Source organism: Bradyrhizobium nanningense (assembly GCF_004114535.1).
Classification (GTDB): domain Bacteria; phylum Pseudomonadota; class Alphaproteobacteria; order Rhizobiales; family Xanthobacteraceae; genus Bradyrhizobium; species Bradyrhizobium nanningense.
Window position 1 is genome coordinate 177,301 of record NZ_LBJC01000023.1, and the last position, 16,825, is coordinate 194,125.

At 64.6% G+C, this 16,825-nt stretch carries 17 protein-coding genes; 11 read left to right on the top strand and 6 right to left on the bottom strand.

Features of this window, described 5'->3' with window-relative positions; translation table 11 throughout:
- Positions 1–53: 53 nt before the first annotated feature.
- From XH84_RS17000 to XH84_RS17010, 3 genes are all read left to right on the top strand, one after another.
- Positions 54–461 carry a RidA family protein gene (locus tag XH84_RS17000; protein WP_245471762.1) on the top strand — a complete coding sequence of 136 codons (408 nt, stop codon included), beginning with the start codon at positions 54–56 and terminating at the stop codon, positions 459–461.
- A gap of 156 nt (positions 462–617) precedes the next feature.
- Positions 618–1,349, top strand: a complete 732-nt coding sequence (locus XH84_RS17005) for a haloacid dehalogenase type II (protein WP_128921631.1) — start codon at positions 618–620, stop codon at positions 1,347–1,349.
- 46 nt (positions 1,350–1,395) lie between these two features.
- Positions 1,396–1,863 (top strand): YbaK/EbsC family protein, encoded by a 468-nt coding sequence (locus XH84_RS17010; RefSeq protein WP_128921632.1) that lies wholly within the window; start codon positions 1,396–1,398, stop codon positions 1,861–1,863.
- 6 nt (positions 1,864–1,869) lie between these two features.
- On the opposite strand, the gene XH84_RS17015 is transcribed toward XH84_RS17010, so the two are convergent.
- Positions 1,870–2,220 (bottom strand): hypothetical protein, encoded by a 351-nt coding sequence (locus tag XH84_RS17015; protein WP_128921633.1) that lies wholly within the window; start codon positions 2,218–2,220, stop codon positions 1,870–1,872.
- Positions 2,221–2,448: 228 nt separating this feature from the next.
- Between XH84_RS17015 and XH84_RS17020 the strand changes: the two genes are divergently transcribed.
- The gene (locus XH84_RS17020) at positions 2,449–2,706 is read left to right on the top strand and encodes a hypothetical protein (protein ID WP_128921634.1); all 258 of its coding nucleotides are present in this window, start codon (positions 2,449–2,451) and stop codon (positions 2,704–2,706) included.
- Positions 2,707–2,823: 117 nt separating this feature from the next.
- On the opposite strand, the gene XH84_RS17025 is transcribed toward XH84_RS17020, so the two are convergent.
- The gene (locus tag XH84_RS17025) at positions 2,824–3,759 is read right to left on the bottom strand and encodes a LysR family transcriptional regulator (protein ID WP_128921635.1); all 936 of its coding nucleotides are present in this window, start codon (positions 3,757–3,759) and stop codon (positions 2,824–2,826) included.
- Positions 3,760–3,891: 132 nt separating this feature from the next.
- On the opposite strand from XH84_RS17025, the gene XH84_RS17030 reads away from it, so the two are divergent.
- Both XH84_RS17030 and wrbA read left to right on the top strand, forming a co-directional pair.
- The gene (locus XH84_RS17030; RefSeq protein ID WP_128921636.1) at positions 3,892–4,590 is read left to right on the top strand and encodes a pirin family protein; all 699 of its coding nucleotides are present in this window, start codon (positions 3,892–3,894) and stop codon (positions 4,588–4,590) included.
- 42 nt (positions 4,591–4,632) lie between these two features.
- A complete protein-coding gene (gene wrbA, locus XH84_RS17035; RefSeq protein ID WP_128921637.1) occupies positions 4,633–5,232 on the top strand; it encodes an NAD(P)H:quinone oxidoreductase in 600 nt (199 codons plus the stop codon).
- Positions 5,233–5,277: 45 nt separating this feature from the next.
- Here wrbA and XH84_RS39865 read toward each other — a convergent pair whose 3' ends face one another.
- The 3 genes from XH84_RS39865 to XH84_RS17050 are packed head-to-tail and all read right to left on the bottom strand — an operon-like array spanning position 5,278 to position 8,888.
- Positions 5,278–6,423, bottom strand: coding sequence for a GNAT family N-acetyltransferase (locus XH84_RS39865; RefSeq protein ID WP_164936526.1), 1,146 nt, complete (start codon positions 6,421–6,423; stop codon positions 5,278–5,280).
- Entirely contained in the window at positions 6,420–7,772 is a 1,353-nt protein-coding gene (locus XH84_RS17045; RefSeq protein WP_128921638.1) for an O-antigen ligase family protein, read from the bottom strand. Before XH84_RS17045 ends, XH84_RS39865 begins: the two co-directional genes overlap by 4 nt.
- A 15-nt stretch (positions 7,773–7,787) precedes the next feature.
- Positions 7,788–8,888: a glycosyltransferase family 1 protein gene (locus XH84_RS17050; protein ID WP_128921639.1), complete on the bottom strand. Its 1,101-nt coding sequence runs from the start codon at positions 8,886–8,888 to the stop codon at positions 7,788–7,790.
- Positions 8,889–9,135: 247 nt separating this feature from the next.
- Here XH84_RS17050 and XH84_RS17055 point away from each other — a divergent pair, with 247 nt between their 5' ends.
- Entirely contained in the window at positions 9,136–10,122 is a 987-nt protein-coding gene (locus tag XH84_RS17055; protein WP_128921640.1) for a glycosyltransferase, read from the top strand.
- A 3-nt stretch (positions 10,123–10,125) separates the two neighbouring features.
- Here the strand turns inward: XH84_RS17055 and XH84_RS17060 are convergent, their stop codons facing one another.
- Positions 10,126–11,154 (bottom strand): glycosyltransferase family 2 protein, encoded by a 1,029-nt coding sequence (locus XH84_RS17060; RefSeq protein ID WP_128921641.1) that lies wholly within the window; start codon positions 11,152–11,154, stop codon positions 10,126–10,128.
- 394 nt (positions 11,155–11,548) lie between these two features.
- Here XH84_RS17060 and XH84_RS17065 point away from each other — a divergent pair, with 394 nt between their 5' ends.
- The 4 genes from XH84_RS17065 to galE all read left to right on the top strand — a co-directional run bounded on the left by XH84_RS17065 (position 11,549) and on the right by galE (position 16,821).
- A complete protein-coding gene (locus XH84_RS17065) occupies positions 11,549–12,349 on the top strand; it encodes a class I SAM-dependent methyltransferase (RefSeq protein ID WP_128921642.1) in 801 nt (266 codons plus the stop codon).
- Between the two features lie 291 nt (positions 12,350–12,640).
- Positions 12,641–15,013, top strand: a complete 2,373-nt coding sequence (locus XH84_RS17070; protein ID WP_128921643.1) for an exopolysaccharide transport family protein — start codon at positions 12,641–12,643, stop codon at positions 15,011–15,013.
- The gene (locus tag XH84_RS17075; RefSeq protein WP_128921644.1) at positions 15,006–15,809 is read left to right on the top strand and encodes a WecB/TagA/CpsF family glycosyltransferase; all 804 of its coding nucleotides are present in this window, start codon (positions 15,006–15,008) and stop codon (positions 15,807–15,809) included. The genes XH84_RS17070 and XH84_RS17075 overlap by 8 nt, the downstream gene beginning before the upstream one ends.
- Positions 15,810–15,828: 19 nt before the next feature.
- On the top strand, positions 15,829–16,821 hold the full coding sequence (gene galE, locus XH84_RS17080) for a UDP-glucose 4-epimerase GalE (protein WP_128921645.1): 993 nt from the start codon (positions 15,829–15,831) through the stop codon (positions 16,819–16,821).
- The last annotated feature ends 4 nt before the right edge of the window (positions 16,822–16,825 follow it).

Below are 16,825 nucleotides of genomic sequence, written 5' to 3' on the forward strand. Positions count from 1 at the left end.
TCGGCAACAACGCCGCGACCTGCCCCAACTAGGAAGCTGTAATGACCCGGTCTATGAAAATTCCAACCGAGCTTTTTGACAGTCGGAAATTCGGTCTTGCTCAGGTGGCCGTTACTCCGACGCCCCTAGGGCACGCGATACACATTTCTGGTCAAGTCGCGTGGGACTCGAATGGAAACATCGTCGGTACTGATGACATTGGACGCCAATTGGAAAAGAGTTTGGAAAACCTCAGCGTCGCCCTAGCTTCCGTTGGTGCCAGACTTGATGACGTGGGATCGCTACGGATTTACATCAGGCAAACCCACCTCCACCAAGGTGACGCCATATCTCACGCCCTCAAGGCTGTATTTGGTGATAATCCACCGTGCACAACTTGGATCGGAGTTACGAGCCTCGCCAGGGACGAGTTCCTTGTTGAGATCGAGCCCTCGGTTGTATTCCTGCCCCGAACAATATGACTAAACACAAATGGCACCCCTTCAACGTCTCTTCCGGGTAACGACCCGCCGATCACACTTGCAGTGGCAGACCTCCGCTTTGCTCTGGTAAGCTGACGATGATGCGCACTCCCCAAGCGGAATTCTTGCGACCGCAACGACCTGGAAGGACAGCCCATGAGCATCAACGCCGTCGTCTTCGACGCCTATGGGACGCTCTACGACATCCAGTCGGTCGCGGAGATCACCGAGGATGCGTTTCCGGGCTATGGCGAGATCATCACGCAGGTCTGGCGCATCAAGCAGCTCGAATACACCTGGTTGCGCTCGCTGATGCGGCGCTACCAGGATTTTGGCGCGGTCACCCGCGACTCCCTTGCCTATACGTTGCGGGTGCTGGGGCTGGCCTACGAGAGCGAGGCGTTCGAGCGCGTCATTGAGAAGTACCTGCAGCTCGATCTTTATCCGGATGCCACCGCAGCGCTCACCGCGCTCAAACCGCGAAAGCTTGCCATCCTCTCCAATGGCAGCCCGGACATGCTGAATGCGTTGGTGCGCAATTCCGGGCTCGACCGCCTGCTCGATGCGACCATCAGCGTGGACGCCAAGAAAATCTTCAAGCCGAGCCCGGCGGCCTATGAGCTGATCGGCGAGGTGCTCGGTACCGCGCCGAGCGAGGTTCTGTTCGTGTCCTCCAATCCCTGGGACGTGGCGGGAGCAAAGTCGTTTGGATTGAACGTCGCCTGGATCGAGCGGGTGACGCCGGAAGCCATGGCGCTGGCTTGCGTCGAGAACGAACTCATGGCACCGCTCACCATGTTTAGGGCGATCCGCACCCAGATGGACGAGCTTGGCTTTGCGCCGGACCACCGCGTCCATGCGCTCTCCGAGCTGCCAGGGATTGCCTAGGCATCGCCGCCCGTAAGTCTGACAAGTCTGACATGAGCTGCCCGGAATGAGCCTGGAATCCGTTCGCGCCTTCTTCGCCAAGAAAGCCCCCGACATCACCGTGATGGAATCGCCGATCAGCTCGGCCACGGTGCCGCTTGCGGCCGAAGCCTATGGCGTCGAGCCCGGCCGGATCGCCAAGACGTTGTCCTTGCGCATCGGCGAGCGCGTGATCCTGATCGTGGCCGCCGGCACCTCGCGAATGGACAACAAGAAGGTCAAGGCGCAGTTCGGCGGCAAGCCGAAGATGCTCGGGCTGGAGGAGGTCGCCGACATCACCGGACACGAGGTCGGCGGCGTCTGCCCGTTCGGCCTGAAGGCGCCGCTGCCGGTCTATTGCGACGTGTCGCTGAAGGCGTTCGACGTGGTGGTGCCGGCCGCCGGCTCAACCCACAGCGCGGTGCGCATCACGCCGGAGCGGATGGCCGAGCTCACCGCGGCCGAATGGGTCGACGTCTGCGAACACCGCCCTTAACAGAGGCTAGTCATCCTCGTCATAGGGACGCGGTTGCGCCTGCGGAGGTGGCGGCAGCGCATTGTTATAGCGCGGCGGTGCAGCGCGATTGCGCGGGACCTGCTGTTGCGGCGGCATCTGGTTGTTGGACTGGAACACGGCGCGGCAGCCGCTCGAGAGCTGCGGCGTGTTCTGCTGCAAGCAGGCGGTGATGCGGCTGACGTCGGGAATCTGGTCGCTGCATAGCCGCCAGACGTCCGGCGTACACGCCATCTGCTGTTCCATTGTTCCGCGATACTCTTCAGCGAATGCTGCGCCCTGCGCGACGATGCCGCCGACCGCGAGCGCCACACCCAGCGCAATCCGCTCTGTTCGCATGTCCCGATCCTTCTCGATTCCCGTCGATTTTCATCAATCAATGAGGCGGGAGCCGGTTCTGGACCAACAACAAAATGTGAAACCAGCTCTGGAACCTACTCCACCTTGCCGATCTTCTTGACCGCCGCCAAGCGGCAAGAACAAGACGTTTACGAAGCGTTAGCCATGTCCGGCTCCGCCAGGAACGCATGCCCGGACGCGCTGTTGCCCTCTCAAGGAGAGTGAGCGATGCGGAATCTGGCGACCATCGACGTCGCGCTGGACGAGATGCTGGTGAATCTCGCGGCGATCGTGTTGCGGCTTGCAGAGCCCGAATTGACGCGGACGCCGGAAGCGCGGCGCGCATTGGCGCAATCGGTCCATCAATACGCGGTGTGTGCCGCACGCTCGAGCAACCCGCGCGTTCACGAATTGAAGTCGCAGCTCGACGAGACGTTAAAGCCGAGCTTGCGCATCGTGGCGATCGACGGTGTGAAGGTGTCGTAGTCACGCTTGTCATTGCGAGGAGCTCTTGCGACGAAGCAATCCAGAATCTCTCCGCGGAGACACTCCGGATTGCTTCGCTCTGCTCGCAATGACGGGGTGTCGAAGCTGCTCGCTCTCCTACGACCCCTTGACCTTCACACGCGTCCGCCGCTTGCAGGTACCCGGCAGCTTGGCCGCGAGGAAATCGCCGAGGGCTTCGACGCGCGCGGGGCGCGGGCCGCCGGGCGGCGTCACCAGGTGGACGGCGCCTTCGGCCTGCTTCCAGTCCTTCAGGATCACTTCGACGGCGCCCGACGAGATCGCTTCGCCGACGATGAATTCGGGCAGCTCGGCGATGCCGAGGCCCGCGACCAGCGCCGGCATCACGGCTTCGCCATTGTTGACGCGGAGCTGGCCACCCGGCCGCACGCTGGCCTGCTCACCGGCCGAATTGGTGTAGTGCCAGATGTTGGGCGTCGACATGTAGGCGTAGCTGAAACATTTGTGCTCGGCCAGATGCATCGGATGCGTCGGCCGGCCATGGCGCTTCAGATAAGACGGTGCGGCCACGGTGAAGCGCGGCATGGTGAAGAGCCGCCGCGCGATCAGCGAAGAGTCGGGCAGCCGCGCGATCCGCACCGCCATGTCGAAGCCCTCACCGATCAGGTCGATGGTCGCATCGCTCAAATGCAGATCGACCGAAACTTCAGGATAGGTCTCGAAGAATTCGGGCAGCAGCGGCGCCACCGCCTTGATGCCGAACGTCATGGGCACGGCGAGCCGCACCAGGCCGCGCGGCGCCACCGATTGCGCCAGCGCCTCGTTCTCCGCCGCTTCGCCGTCGGCCAGAAGACGCGTCGCGCGCTCGGCGAGCTTGTGCCCGGCATCGGTCAGCGCAAGCCGGCGCGAGGTGCGGTTGAACAGGCGCGCGCCGAGCCGCTCCTCCAGCCGCGTGACCGCCTTGGACACCGTCGCCTTGGACGTCGCCAGCTCGCTCGCGGCCCCCGCAAACGACCGTAATTCCACGACTTTTGCGAAAATCGCGAGGGCCTCGAAATCCGGGAGTTTTGCCATGGGGCGGATCCAGTTTTGGTATTTTTGGAAACAATGCATTTCAACAGTTTCTATTTCTATACCATGGGCGAGGACTTATCCAAGGGATCAATCGCAGTCGAATTGCCCATACGTTCACCAGAGGATCTACGCATGATCGAACTCAGACCTTTCGCAAAGCTCGGCGGCGCCGACCACGGTTGGCTCAAGGCCAAGCATCATTTCTCCTTCGCCAGCCATTATGACCCGAACAACATGGGTCATGGCGCCCTGCGGGTGTGGAACGACGACGAGATCGCGCCGAACACCGGCTTTCCCGCCCATCCCCACGCCAACATGGAAATCATCACCTATGTGCGCGAGGGTGCGATCACCCATCAGGACAGCCTCGGCAACGAGGGCCGCACCGAAGCGGGCGACGTCCAGGTGATGAGCGCCGGCAGCGGCATCCGCCACTCCGAGTACAATCTGGAGCCGACGAAGACGCGGATCTTCCAGATCTGGATCGAGCCGACGGTGCGCGGCGGACAGCCGACCTGGGGCTCGAAGCCGTTTCCGAAGGCGAACCGCTCCGGCAAGCTCGTCACCATTGCGAGCGGCCTTGAGGGTGACACCGACGCGTTGCCGATCCGCGCCGATGCGCGGGTGCTCGCGACGACGCTGAAGGCGGGCGAGAGCGCGGAGTACGCGCCGCAGACGTCGCGGCACCTCTATCTGGTGCCCGCGGCGGGCGCCGTCGAGATCAACGGCGTGCGCGTCAACGCCCGTGACGGCGCCGCGATCCGCGACGAGGAGCGGCTGACGATCACGGCGCTCGAAGACTCCGAGCTCGTGCTCGTCGACGCGGCGTAACACCCAACAGCCAGCAATCAAATCCAATCAACGGAGACCACCATGACCAAAGTTCTCGTCCTCTATTATTCCGCCTATGGCCATATCGAAGCGATGGCGAACGCCGTCGCTGAAGGCGCGCGCGAGGCCGGCGCGACTGTCGACATCAAGCGCGTGCCGGAGCTGGTGCCGGCCGAGGTCGCGAAAGCCTCGCATTACAAGCTCGCTCAGGCCGCCCCGATCGCTGAGATCGCGGACCTCGTCAATTACGACGCGATCATCGTCGGCACCGGCACGCGCTTCGGCCGGATGGCCTCGCAGATGGCGAACTTCCTCGATCAGGCCGGCGGGCTCTGGGCCAAGGGCGCGCTGCACGGCAAGGTCGGCGGCGCCTTCACCTCGACCGCGACCCAGCACGGCGGCCAGGAGACGACGCTGTTCTCGATCATCACCAACCTCCTGCATTTCGGCATGGTCGTGGTCGGCATGAATTACGGCTTCGCCGGTCAGATGAAGCTCGACGAGATCACCGGCGGCGCGCCTTACGGCGCCACCACGATCACCGGCGGCGACGGCAGCCGCCAGCCCAGCGCCAACGAGCTCGCCGGCGCGCGCTATCAGGGACGCCAGATCGCGGAGACCGCCAAAAAACTCCACGGCTGATCTGCAGCCGATACGTTCGCGGCATTCCCGTCCGGGAATGCCGCTTCAACGCGCCCCTTTGCCCAGGGCCCGCGCAACAAGGGCGGCAGCCTGGGGATAGCGGCGCAGGCCCTGCGCGGCGTGGTCGCGCAGGGCAAAGGGCAGGCCGCGCCAGGACAGCGCAACGCTGACATCAGTCAGCGGCACCCTCTCGGCGCCGAAGCGGCGCTTGTAGTCTTGATTGCCGATGCTGAGGTCGAAACGGCGCACGCCCTTTGTATGCAGCGCCGCCATCGTGCGCTCGATGATGAGTCGCCCGGGAGAGCAGCTCGACCATGAATCGCCGGCGTGACTGATGCGCAGCAGGTAATAAGTCGTGCCTTGCCTGACGCCGAACGACGTGCCGACGATAGCCTCGTCGCAGACCAATGCCGAAACGACGGCATAGCCTTCCGCAAGGCCCTGGCAGGCAACCTCGCGATAAAATCGCGCGTGAGTCTCGTCGTTGAGGACGAACCGCGAGCCGAGCGTTCGCATACGCGCCTGCTGCTGGACATCCATCACGTCCAGCAGCTCGTGCGCGCGCGTGACGTCCGTGGCGATCTCGAATCGTGCGCCTTGGTGCCGGCTGAAGACGCGCCAGGAACGCGGCATCTGCGTGCGCTTGATCGATGCCTGATAGTCCTCGTAGTCGTCGCCCATCAGCACGAGATTGCCGTTGAGCGAGGAGGACCCGATCCGCCCGAGCGACGCCAGCGGGTTCGGCTTGCCGCCGACCTGGGTCGGCATCTTCCTGAGGCGGAGCAGATCGAAGCGGTCCGGCAAGGCGCGCAACGCCTCGACCAACGCCCTGCTGATTGCATGCGCCGCCCCCGTATCCAGCGTGGCATCGGACGCCAGGATCGGCGCGTTGTTGTCGGAGACGTCGAGATCGGCGAATTCGACGATGCGGATGCCGCGCCTGACATGGCTGATCATCGGCACCATCGCGATCTCCTTGCCGGTGGCGGCATCGGAGATCATGGCAATCAACGGCGCGACGTCATGGAACGCCCGGTACCAGGGGCCGAGCCAGTAGCCATGCTGAAAGGCGGTGCGATGCCCGGTGTTCAGGCGCAAAGCGGCCTGGCGCCAGTCACGCACGACATCGATCGCGATTCTCGATGCGCCGGACGCGAGGCCATCCAATCGCTCGACGCCGAGCAACGTCATGGCTTCGGTTCCGCTTGCGCAACGCATTGGAACCTCGCCAGGAAGTGCAGACCGGCCGCGGCCAGAGCGAACATGAACCAGATCGGATTTTGTCGCTCCAGCAGGAAGGTCTCGGTCGCTCCATAATAAAGGCCGAACAACCACACGGTCAGGAACAGCTTTGCCAGCGCACCACTGCGATTGTGTGTCTGGGCGGACTGGAAATTGCCGAGCGGGGCGAGCACGAAGACTGGGATCACGAGCAGCAGCCCTGGCAGGCCGATGGTGACCGCGAGGTCGAGATAGCTGTTGTGGCTGTGCGCCGCCGAGGTCGCCCATTCAGCACCCTGGGCGGTCTGCCGTGCCGTGACGTCGTCCCAGAAGGCCGCATAGCCGTGACCGATGATCGGCTTCTCGGCGACGGCCGCAAGCGCGAACTCCCAGATGTCGGAACGGCCCGTGAAGGTGGGATCGAGCGGAAGCAGACGCGTCATGGCCCCGAGCGCCGGGCTCAGGACACTGCCGACCGTCAGCAGGTTCATCACGATCAGCGGCACGAAGCAGATGATCCGCTTCAGCCACAGGTGTGGCGTGACATAGGTCAGCGAGGCGAGCGCGTAGATCGCAAGGCACAGCACCGACGAGGTCTTGCCGCCGGTGAAGATCAGGAAGAGGCCGGCCAGCACGGCGATAGCCGGTCCCATCACGAAGGAGCCGACGGCGGACAGATAGATGCCGACATAGACCAGAATCGTCATCACGGGCGAGGCGACGTTCTTATGGCCAAAACTGCCGCGCCAGTCGCCGGCGAGCTGCGGCTCGGCGATATCGAGCGCGGTGTGGATCGAATATTGCGGCGCGAGGACGACACCGAGATAGCACAGCGCGAGCAGCACCAGCGCAGCGGCCCCCAGGCACAGGTTGAAGCTGCGCTGCGTCGGCGGCAGCAATGGCAGCAGGACGGCGAGCGACGTCATGCTGACGAGGAGCACGAAGCGCTGCATCGACACGCCGCGGCTCTCGGACAGCACGATGTTGATCAGCAGCCATCCCACGAGACAGAGATGAAGCGGCGTCACCAGGGTCTTCAGCGCAGGCGCATCCGTGCCAGCGACGAACAGCACCGCGACTGCAGCGAGGAAAGCCCAAGAGATATAGGCCAGTGCCATTCGCCCGCCGACGACGGTGGTGACGTCGGGATTGCGCAGATCCGGGAAGGGATCGAGCGTCACCAGCACCAGCAGCAGCGACGCGACGGCGACAAGGCAGCGCGCCGCCTGCGCGGCATTCAGCTCCTTAAGGCCATCACGCAGCATCTGGCCCAACGATCGGGCCTCGAGGTCGGTCATGTCGGCGGCGCTGCGGTCCATGCTGCGGTCCACGGCTCAAGACATCCGGTGACGGCGGTGAAGCTCCAGGTTCTGGCTCGCCCCTGGTGCGCGTCCGTCAACCGGCGTGCCGGAGCTGTGCGCCGCCGGCTGCCGCACGATGCTCCGTGCAATCTCGTAATATTGCAGCGCCCGTTGCTCGAGCGTGAGATTGTCCAGGATATAGCCGCGCGGGTCGAACGCGCCCGCGGCGCAGCCGTCCCAGAAGCCTTGCCACCCCGCTTCGAACCCCGCGATGTCGACGAACTTGGCGCCGCAGCGCTCGTCCCAATACGGCACCGACGACACGGGCGCGAACTGGACGCGGTGCGGATAGTAGTCGGGATCTCGCCACGGCCCGCCCGGATCCCAGGCGAAAACAGGCACGCCGCAAGACAAGGCCTGCTGATAGGCGATGCCCTGGCTTTCGTTCTGGCACAGGAAGATCATCGCGCGCGCGGCCGCCAGCGCGGCCTGATAGTCTTCCTCCTTGTAGCTGCCGTAGCGCAGCTCCGTGAACGAGCGCCCCTCCTTGACGAGCCGGGCACGGACCGGCTCGATCAACTCCGGCGCATAGCGCTCGCGGTCCCAATGGACTTTGTCGTAGATCAGCACATCGACCGTCTTTTGAGAGGCGTGCGACGGCGCCCACAGATCCGTATCGATGCCGATTGGCCAGGCTTCGGTGTCGGGCCAGTACGGCCGATACATGTCGGCGTACCAGGGGCCGGGCACCACGACCTTCTTCACCGGCAGACGCTTGAACAGATCGGGATCGTCGAGCGGATGATTATGGGCGGCGACACCGAGCAGGATCGGGTTTTTCCACGAAAACTTGTCGAGCAGAAAGGTGCGGCCGATGATGCAGGCGAGCTCGTCGGGATGCTGCGCGATGTAGCCGTAATCGTTGACACGATAGCGGATGCCGAGCCGGTCTAGCCCGTCACAGAGATTGAGGAACACGCGAAGCTGACCGCTCATGCGCGGCTCGCCGAGCAGCATACGGCGCGCCATGCGCCGCAGATGCCGGTCGCCGGGAAACCATCGATCGTCCTTGTCCTCGTAAAAGAGGTTGAGGACCATCGCATCGGGGTCGTGTTCGAACGTCTTTGCGGGCACTGGATCCATCCGCGGCGGCCTAATGCGCATTCTCGCATGGGACCGGCTGCCGCACTCTTCCGAATTTGCCACAGGCTTAATGCCAGCGGCTTAACGCTATTCTACGAAACCAGCGCCGCGCATGCCTTCCCGACAGCCATTCCACCGCAATGTGAGTATCATCTGCAGGCCGCCGAGGTTGCGATCGCCAACGTCGGCAACCCGCCTGATGCGCCCTGGTTAACAGATCATTAAAACGAGCCACAGCTTGATCACCGCCGAAGACGTCCTCGACTTGCCGGCCGCCTCTCGCGCAACGTCGGCAGCGCGCCTGCCGCTGCCGGTGAATTCGGTCGCGTTGGTCTCCGTCATCATTCCCGCCAAGAACGCCGCGGCTTATGTCAGGGAAACCATCGCGACCGCACTGGCCCAAGGCGATGTCGCCGAAGTGATCGTCGTGGACGACGGCTCGACGGACGATACATTGGCAATCGTCCGCGCCGTGCACGACCCGCGGCTGCGCCTGATCCACAATCAGTCCGCGGGCGTGTCGGCGGCGCGCAATCTCGGCGCACGTCATGCGAGCAGCGAGTGGCTGCTCTTCCTCGATGCCGACGACCGCCTGCGTTCCGGCGCTGTGGCTGCGCTCCTGGCGGCGGCACGCGGCGCTCCGCGTGCGGTTCTCGTCTACGGCGACTACAACACGATCGACAGCGACGGACGCCAGATCGGCCGGCGTGGCCTGTTGAAGGGACGCCGCAAGCCGTCGGGCGACGTGCTGACACGGCTCGCGGCTGGCAATTTCATCGTCAATGGCGGTATCGCGCTCGCACGGGCGGAGGCCTTCCGCGCCATCTGCGGCTTCGACACCTCCCTCCGGTATTGCGAGGACTGGCATTGCTGGTGCCGCCTCGCCGCGATCGGCGAATTCGAATTCGCGCCAAAGCTGCTGCTCGATTATCGTCTGCACACCGCCAACACCATGAACGCCGCGGTCCGGACACCGAAGGACTTCTTCCCGGCCATCGCGCGGGTGTTCGACGACGGGCTGATCATGGCGAGATTGCCAGAGGGCACGGCACCCCGGCTGCGCCTCGCCGCCGAACTTCATCTCATCACCTATTCGGCGATGCAGGCGGTTCGCTTCGGCCGATATCGCCAGGCCTTCGGCTATCTCGGGATGGTCGGGCGGCGCTCACTCAAGGCGCTGCCGCGCGCCACGGCAAGGACCGCCCTCGCCCGCTTCGGCATCTAGCCGTCACGACACGATCTTGGAGGCCTCATAGGGCTTCGGCGCGAAGCCGAACGCCGCGAGCATGGAGCCGAGCGCCACCAGCGCCGGATGCATGGCGACGACGGCCTTCGACGTCGCCAGCAGGCGAGCGGACCGAACCAGCGACAGCGGCAGCCGTCCGAGCATTTGCGCAAACACCCACGCGCGGCCGCCTGCGCTCTGAGCAGCCTTCGACTGCACCCGATAATTGATCGCGCCGATGCGCAGACCGCGCCTTGCGATCCAGCCAAAACTGGTTCGGCTTTGCGGCACGGTCTCGGTAATGACGGCCTCCGCCGTCCAGTGGAAGATCATGCCGGCATCGCGGCATCGCACGAAGAAGTCGCAATCGCCGCCGCCGAGGAAATTGAAACGCAGGTCGAACGCGGGACGATCGAACCGCTCGAAGGTGGAGCGTGTGATCAGGCAATTGCCGCAGCCATAGATCAGCGGCACCGCGCCGGAATAGTCGTAGGCGGGACGGAAGGCCGGATGACGCGACAGCCACGGCTTGCTGTCGTCCTCGAACACCGGCAGCACCGGCCCGCCGACCACGTCGGCGCCGGTCGCCTCCGCGGTGCGGACCATCAGCTCGAGCCAGTCGCTCGATGCGATCTCGTCGTCGTCGATCATCAGGAAGCGGGTCGCGGCGGGAAACAGCGCCTGCGCCGTCTCGAAGGCAGCGTTGATCGCTTGGCAATTGCCCTGCCGTTTTTCGACAAGGCAGACACCCTGCAGCCTGCCGGCGGCCAGAAACTCCGCGGCGACCGGCGCGCTTTCGCGCCGTGCAGTATCGTTCTCGACCATGACGACCGCAAAGGAGCGCGGGGTACGCTGGTTCGCCAGCGATTCCAGCGTCAGCCGCAGGTGTTGCGGACGGCGGAAGCAGGGAATGCAGACGACGATGCCGACCGACAGGTCGATGACGCGGGAGCTCGCCGCGATCTCCCGGTTGGGATTGCCCAGGGCATCGGAGATGCGCGTGGCGGACAGGTCTGTCGGGATCAATGTCATGTGGTTCTAGATGTCCGAGATATGTTGAAAAAGCCCTGCTTCAGTCACGCATCCCGCGACGGCACATCGAAGCGAGACAGATGCGTCCCAAAATGAGCGGCCCGGCCAAGGCGCGCGCCAGGCCTCGCGCCGATCTCCCGGCCCCGCTGAACCGATATCATGCGTTTAACCGCTTTCGCCTGTTTCTCCCGCGAAATCATCTGCGCGTGATACTGCAAATCGCGGTCCATGCGGCAGCAACCGACTCAACATGAACAATGCCGTAGTTAATGCGTGTGCGCATTAACCCGACCGTAAGCACTGCTATCGGTGAGACGGCGCGGCATCGGATTTGCTCTTCGGGCAAGCGAGTCTTTTCCTGTAAATTTGATTAGAACAAGCGCGGTCAGAAAATATGAACAAGCCAGCCACGATCGATTTCGCGACAGCCACGGCGATCCGGATCCCCGCGGGCGCCGCACCCGTGCAGGCGCTGCACGATCTCGTCCCCGGCGAAGCCCGCGACAGCCTGCTGGCCGTGCACGAGGTGCTGCGCCGTGAATTGCCGAAAGGCCAACTCGCCATCTACGAAGCCGGCGGCGGCTCGTGCAGCGTCCTGCCGCCGGAATTGCTCGGCCGCAGCAAGGTCACCGTCGTCGACATCGACGAGGACCAGGTCCGCAACAACACTTACGCGGACGAAGCGATCCTCGGCGACGTGCAGACCTACCGTTTCGGGCGCGAGACTTTCGATCTCGTGATCTGCTACAACGTGATCGAGCATCTGCCCCATGTCGACGCCGCGCTGCTGAATTTCCGCGATGCGCTCAAGCGCGGCGGCATGATCCTGATCGGCGCTCCCAATCCCCGCTCGCTGTCCGGAATCGTCACCAAATATTCGCCGCACTGGTTTCACGTCTGGTTCTATCGGCACATTCGCGGCATCAAGGATGCCGGTCTGCCCGGCGAGCCGCCATTCCCGACCTTCTTTCACCCGCTGGTGACGCTGTCCCGGCTGGAAGCATTCGCGACCGCCAACGGTCTCGAGATGATCTACCGCCGTGAGGTCGAGAGTCCGCGCTATCCCGAGATGCGCCGGCGCAAGCCGCTGTTCGCGGCCCTCGTGGACGCCGGCGCGGCCGTGCTGAACGCCGTGCTTCCGCGCGACATCGACGTCCGCCGCGGCGACTATCACGTCATCCTGCGGAAGAGCTGACCATCATGGCGCGCGCGCGGCTCATCACAGGACAAGCGGAGCCTCGCATCCGAGCCGTGCGCGGTAACGAACCGTTAATCTCCAGGGAGCCCGCTCGACCCGAGCGTCACGAGGACGCACGGTGGCGTGGCAAGCGCTTAAACGCTTTGTTTGCCATTTCGGTGAATAGTCTCTCAATGAGTATGGTTAATTTTCCCTGTTGCGTTGATTGGGCACCTATATCCCGGGTGCATGGCGTCGAGCGAAGACTAACCCCTCAGCCTGCGGCATTTAGAATGAAAGCTGGGGATCATGCTTGACTACAACCAGCCGATCGATCGGGCGAGGTCCGAGCTCCCGCAACAGAGGTCTCAGGCCGGCTTCAACGTGTTGGAGCTCGCCAATTTGCTCTGGCGGCGCAAGATCGCGATTGCCGCGGCTGCCCTGCTCGGCGCAACGCTTGCCGTCACGATTGGCAAGAGCCTGACGCCTCGCTACACCGCCACCGCCCAGCTCTATGTCGATCCGCGCGAGCTTCAGCTTGTCGATCGCGAGCTGACGCCGCGCGCGCAGGACGTCTCCGGCATGTCCATGGTGGTGGAGAGCCAGGCGCGCCTGATCACCGCCAACAGCGTCCTGCTCAAGGTGATCCAGCAGGCGGGTCTCGACAAGGATCCGGAATTCGGCGGCGGCGACGGCAGGAGCCTGATGTCGTCGCTGCTCGGCCTGATCGGCCTTCAGCCTCCCGCGCCCTCCGCTGCGGCCAACAACGAGGTGCAGCTTGCGGCGCTGGAGGCGCTGAACAGGCACATCACGATCCGCAAGACCGAGAAGAGCTTCATCGTCGACATCGAGGTCTGGTCGACGGATCCGGCGAAGGCGGCGATGCTCGCCAACACGCTGACCAATGCCTACCTCGCCGAATCCCGCAACTCCCAGGCTTCGGCCGCACGGCGCGCCACCAACGATCTCTCCGGCCGCCTCAAGGAGCTGCGCGAGCGGCTGCGCAACGCCGAGACCGCGCTCGCCACCTACAAGGCCCAGAACAATTTCGTCGGCACCCAGGATGCGCTGATCAGCGACCAGCAGCTCTCCGCCAGCAACCAGCGGCTTTCCGCGGCGCGCGCGGCGACGATGGATGCCCAGGCGCGGCTCGACCAGATCGAGGCGAGCCGCCGTACCGCTGCCGATGCCGGCGCTATACCAGAAGCGTTGCAATCGCCGACCATTGCGAACCTGCGCGCGCAATATGCCGATGCACGCAAGAAGTATGCTGAGCAGGCCGGCGAGCTCGGCCCGCGCCATCCGGCGCTGCGCCAGACCGAAAAGCAGGTCGAGGACCTCAAGCGCACCATCAACGAAGAGATCGACCGCTTCGCCCAGTCCGCCAAGAACGACTTGACGCGCGCCCGCGACTTCGAAGCTTCGCTCAACCGGGCGCTGGAAGCGCAGAAGCGGCAGAGCGTCCAGCTCAGCCAGGCCGCCGTGCGCCTGCGCGAGCTGGAGCGCGAAGCCGATGCCAGCCGCGACGTCTACCAATCCTTCCTCAAGCGCTCGCGCGAAACCGAGGAGCAGGAGAGCCTGAACACCTCCGCGGCCCGCGTCATCGGCGAAGCGACCGTGCCGCAGCGGCGCTCGTTCCCGCCGGCGATGAGCCTGTTCGCCATGATCGGCTTCATCTTTGGCGCGCTTGCGGCCTCGAGCTGGTTCGTCGCGGCCGAGCTTCTGTTCGCCGGCGCAACCGCGCCGGTGCCCGCGCCAGCCCGCCGTGAACGAAAGCCGGTGCCGGAGACAACGCGCGCGCCCGAGGTTTCGCGGGCGCAGGAAGCTTCGCGGCCCGAGCAGCCGTCGCGGGCCGCCGAGGTCGCGCAGATCCCGCCCGAACTTGCCGCGCCGCCGCTGCAACCCGCGATGGTCGAAAATTCGTTGGTCGAAAAGCCGCTGATCGCCCGCCTTCAGGAGGCCGACGTCATTCACACGCTCGGCGCCATTCTCACCACCGGCGGCGGCGGCGATCTCACCCGGCTGGGCTGGCCGACATTGCGGCCCGGCTTTCCCCTGACGAAGCTGCTCAACGCCTGGCGCGACATGCGCGCTGCCGCGGCCCGGCGTGCCGGCGACAAGACAATGCCCGTCATTGCGCTCGTCGGCGCTGGCGAGACCGCCGGGCGCAGCGTGAGCGCGCTGAACTTCGCGCTCGCGGCTGCGCGCGATGGCGCCCGCGTGCTGATGATCGACGCCGACCATCAGGCCCACGCGCTCTCGAACAAGGTCAGCCGTCCCGGCAGGAACGAACCGAGCAGGCTCGGCTGGCTCTCGATCGGCAGCAAGGCCGCACGCGAGATCAAGACGGTCAACGGCATTTCGGTGCTGCCGGCCGGCGAGGGCGATGCCGGCAAGGCCGCCGACGCGATCCGCAAGGCGATCGCGCAGGCGCGCGCCGCAGGCGGCTACGACCTCGTCATCCTCGACGGCCCTGCGATGCCGCTTCCTGCCGGCAGCCGCAAGCTGCTCGATGACACCGACGCGCTGGTGGCCGTGCTGCCGACCAGCCTCGACATCAACGACAGTCTCGAAGAAATCCTGGCCGCGCTCGGCCGCGCCGAGCGCAAGCTCGTCGGCGTCGTGCTCGACGAGCTCACCCCCGCAGTCGAAACGCGCCAGCGAGGCAGACAATATGCTTGAGCGCCGCGTCAACCTCGACGGACGGGCAGCAACTGCCGACGTGCCACGGATCACCGTCGGCGGGCTTCGCATGGCCGCGCTCGACCTGGAAGAGACCGCCGATTTCATGATCGAGGCGACCGATCCCGACAGTCGCATCGGCCGTCCGCTGTTCCTGACCTCGGCCAATGGCGAGGTGCTGGCGCGCTGCTCGACCGAACCGCAGACCGAGCGCCTGTTCCGTGCCGCCGATCTGATCAACGCCGACGGCCAGCCGCTGGTCGCCGCCTCGAAGCTGCAATCCTGGTTTCCGCTGCCGGAACGCGTTGCAACCACGGACCTGTTCCACGTCGTCGCGCGCAAGGCGGAGGCGCTGGGCCGCACCTTCTACATGTTCGGCGCCAGCGAGGCCGAGAACATCGCAGCGGTCGAAAACGTCCAGAAGATGTATCCGAACCTCAAGATCGTCGGGCACAGCCACGGCTATCTGCGTGGCGAAGCGCTACGCGAGAAGGTCGAGGAGATCAACGCGCTTGCGCCGGACTATCTGTGGGTTGCGCTCGGCGTGCCCAATGAGCAGGCATTCGTCGAGGAATTCACGCCGCAGCTCACCAATGTTGGCGTTATCAAGACATCCGGCGGCCTCTTCAATTTCTTGTCAGGCAGTCGTTCCCGCGCGCCGCAATGGATGCAGAAAATCGGGCTCGAATGGGCCTGGCGCACCTTGCTCGAGCCACGCCGCCTGCTCTGGCGCTATTTGACCACCAACCCCCGCGCGCTCTATCTTCTCTTCAGCCGCAACCGACCCCTCCGCTAAGAGAAGAGCACAAGACGATATGACCGACCGACCGACCGTCCTCGTCACCGGGGGCGCGGGCTATATTGGCTCGCACGCCTGCCGCGCATTGACCGCCGCCGGCTATCAGCCCGTCGTGTATGACAATCTCTCGACGGGTCATCGCAGTTTCGTCGCCGGCCCGCTGGTCACCGGCGATCTGCTCGACGGCCCGGTGCTGGCACGCGCCTTCGCCGATCACAACATCACTGCAGTGATGCATTTCGCGGCGGCGAGCCTTGTCGGGGAGTCCATGACCGACCCGCAGAAATATTACATCAACAACGTGCAAGGCACGCTGTCGCTGCTACAGGCGATGCGCAACGCAGGCTGCCATCGCATCGTGTTCTCCTCGACCGGCGCGGTCTACGGCAATGCCGATTCCAAGGAACTGCCGGAAGATTTTCCCTGCGCGCCGATCAACCCCTACGGCGCATCGAAATGGATGATCGAGCGGATGCTCGCCGATTACCGTTCAGCCTATGGCTTCGGCGCGTTCTGCCTGCGTTATTTCAACGCCAGCGGTGCCGATCCGGCCGGCGGCATCGGCGAACTGCGCGACAATGAAACCCATCTCATTCCCCGCGCCATGATGGCGTTGCAGGGCCACGTCGACTTCGCAGTGTTCGGCGACGATTACGACACGCCCGACGGAACCGCGATCCGCGACTACATTCACGTCACTGATCTTGCGGCGGCGCATGTCGCGGCCCTGAAGCTTCTGGAAGGCGGGCATGCCGGCGGCAGCTTCAATCTCGGCACCGGCTCCGGGTTCTCGGTGCGCCAGATCCTCGACGCCATCCGGCAGGAGACCGGGCGCGAAGTACCGCATACCGTCAAGCCGCGCCGCGCCGGCGATCCCACCTATCTGGTCGCGGATCCTTCTGCTGCGAGAAAGGTGCTGAACTTCGTGCCGCGTCATTCCGACCTGGCAACGGTGATCCGCACCGCCTGGGCCTGGCACCAGAAGGCGCATCCGTTCAGGCCACGTTAGCCAG